Origin of the sequence: Burkholderia sp. Ac-20392 (assembly GCF_017104585.1) — a bacterium.
Lineage (GTDB): Bacteria > Pseudomonadota > Gammaproteobacteria > Burkholderiales > Burkholderiaceae > Burkholderia > Burkholderia lata.
Map to the genome: position 1 here is coordinate 1 of NZ_JAAGPB010000983.1, position 1,381 is coordinate 1,381.

The 1,381-nt window shown below is 66.6% G+C and carries 1 protein-coding gene; it reads right to left on the bottom strand.

Translation table 11 applies throughout. The annotated features are described in order from the left end of the window. Nucleotides 1–218: 218 nt before the first annotated feature. Nucleotides 219–1,181 carry a thioredoxin-disulfide reductase gene (gene trxB, locus G3N99_RS40265; RefSeq protein WP_174941416.1) on the bottom strand — a complete coding sequence of 321 codons (963 nt, stop codon included), beginning with the start codon at nucleotides 1,179–1,181 and terminating at the stop codon, nucleotides 219–221. Nucleotides 1,182–1,381 lie beyond the last annotated feature (200 nt).

Below are 1,381 nucleotides of genomic sequence, written 5' to 3' on the forward strand. Positions count from 1 at the left end.
TGCGACGGGCGCGGGGTTCGCGGGACGGGCGGCGATCTGCCGCTTCGCGGGATCGCTCGGATGGGGCTGGTTCTTCGCCATGATTCGGTACGCAGGGCAGGCGCGTTCGGGCGCGCGGGCAAAAAAAAGCCGCTGCGCGGCGGCAGCGGCTTGTCCGGCCAGACCCGCTTCGCGGCAGCGGACGCCATTGTAGCGCCCGGCGCGACAGGTCTCGCGGCTTACTTCTTGTCGTGCAGGCTTTCGAGGTAGCGCTGCGCGTCGAGCGCGGCCATGCAGCCCGTGCCGGCGCTGGTGATCGCCTGGCGGTACACGTTGTCCTGCACGTCGCCCGCGGCGAACACGCCCGCGACGCTCGTCGACGTCGCGTTGCCGTGCAGGCCGCTCTTCGTCAGGATGTAGCCGTCCTTCATTTCGAGCTGACCCTGGAACAGGTCGGTGTTCGGCTTGTGGCCGATCGCGACGAACACGCCTTGCACGGCGAGATCTTCGGTCGCGCCGGTCTTCACGTTCTTGATGCGCAGGCCCGTGACGCCCGAATCTTCGCCCGTCACTTCGTCGAGCACGTGATCCCACTTGATCACGACGGCGCCTTCCTTTTCCTTCTCCAGCAGGCGGTCGATCAGGATCGGCTCCGCGCGGAACTTGTCGCGGCGGTGGATCACCGTGACCTTCTTCGCGATGCCCGTCAGGTAGAGCGCTTCCTCGACGGCCGTGTTGCCGCCGCCGATCACCGCGACTTCCTGGCCGCGATAGAAGAAGCCGTCGCAGGTCGCGCAGGCCGACACGCCCTTGCCCATGAACAATTCTTCGGACGGGAGGCCGAGATACTGCGCGGACGCGCCGGTCGCGATGATCAGCGAGTCGCACGTGTATTCGCCCGAGTCGCCGATCAGGCGGATCGGCTGCTCGTGCAGCTTCGCGGTGTGGATGTGATCGAACACGATTTCGGTGTTGAAGCGCTCGGCGTGCTCGAGGAAGCGCGCCATCAGCTCCGGACCCTGTACGCCTTTCGCGTCTGCCGGCCAGTTTTCGACGTCGGTCGTGGTCATCAGCTGGCCGCCCTGCGCGATGCCGGTGATCAGCACCGGGGACAGGTTGGCGCGTGCCGCGTAGACGGCAGCCGTGTAGCCGGCGGGGCCGGAACCGAGAATCAGGACTTTGGCGTGTTTGGGCGTGGACATGTGCGAATCCGTAAAAGGCGGCCGCGGCGGGCGGGGTAGGGCTCGCCGTACGATCCGGGTTGACCGGGATGCCGTCATAGATGGGTATCAGACGCGCATTATAAAGGCCCCGTTGCTGCGTTGCCGAACGAGAGTTTCAATCGAGGCGATAGTGTCGGGCAGCGCAACGGCCGCGCACGCGGGGTGGGCGGGGCGCAGAG

Bases quoted from the DNA above. Each gene is read 5' to 3' on its own strand.
- trxB (WP_174941416.1), bottom strand. From the start codon at position 1,181: ATGTCCACGCCCAAACACGCCAAAGTCCTGATTCTCGGTTCCGGCCCC.